Source organism: Roseovarius sp. D22-M7 (assembly GCF_037083785.1).
Classification (GTDB): domain Bacteria; phylum Pseudomonadota; class Alphaproteobacteria; order Rhodobacterales; family Rhodobacteraceae; genus Roseovarius.
Map to the genome: position 1 here is coordinate 1 of NZ_JBAPKY010000197.1, position 848 is coordinate 848.

Annotated in this window: 1 protein-coding gene; it reads left to right on the plus strand. The window is 48.6% G+C overall.

Annotation, left to right across the window (positions count from 1 at the left end; translation table 11 throughout):
* Positions 1 to 79 precede the first annotated feature (79 nt).
* Positions 80 to 769 carry a hypothetical protein gene (locus V8324_RS22105; RefSeq protein ID WP_336422024.1) on the plus strand — a complete coding sequence of 230 codons (690 nt, stop codon included), beginning with the start codon at positions 80 to 82 and terminating at the stop codon, positions 767 to 769.
* Positions 770 to 848: the final 79 nt, after the last annotated feature.

Here is an 848-nt window from a genome sequence, read left to right on the forward strand (position 1 = left end):
ATTTGGTGGCCGCTCGCCTGTGGGCTTTGCCACCTCCGGGGTGGGTCATTTTTGGATGATCACACCGGGTCAGTTTTGAATGCACATTGACAGGCTTGGACTTTTTGGCCTCTCAGTAATCGCACTGAACGTTGTTTTGTTGCCTCTTGTGTTTAGTCTTCATGTGTCCAAGCCAAACGTCGATATGGCTTACTATTTTCTCGGTTTAATTGGAGTTATTCTGTTCTTTGAAGCAGAACGCTTTGAGCGAGAGATATCTGAGCTCCGCCAGAGCAGTTTTGACGCTGCACAGGCGGTTCAGAGCATCAACCAGGCGATTTCTTCTTCAAGAGACCGCAGTCAGCGACAATTGGTTTCTGCACAACAAGAACTGGAAGCTTTGCGCAACGCCAGTGAGAGAGACCAAAGAATGTTCGCTGAACTAAAAGATGACAACAGCGAGCTTTCGTTGGACTTAGCAAATCATACAAGATCAAGAGTTGTCGCCCGCTCAAGAGCTACAGACGCCAACTCCGACGTTCTGGAAAAGAAATTACTAGACGAACTAGAAGAAATTGAGGTGCTTAGCAGCTTTGTGAACTACCATAATTTTGGGCCTCGACATGCGAACCTAGTAAGGACCGCAATGGATCCGACCGAGTCGATCGTTCCGTTTCGTGTCCGTGAGTGTCTGCTTGAACAGGCGAAGAATTGCGAATTCGGAAAGGATAAGTATCAACAGGCCGAAGATTTCATCGCTCAATTGCAAGGCACTTTAGCAGGCTGCTGAAGAAGTCTGGCGAGAAGAATATTTTCCCGATCATACGGGTTTCAGCCAGACGGTTTGCGGGCGACGGGCCACGCCTTGG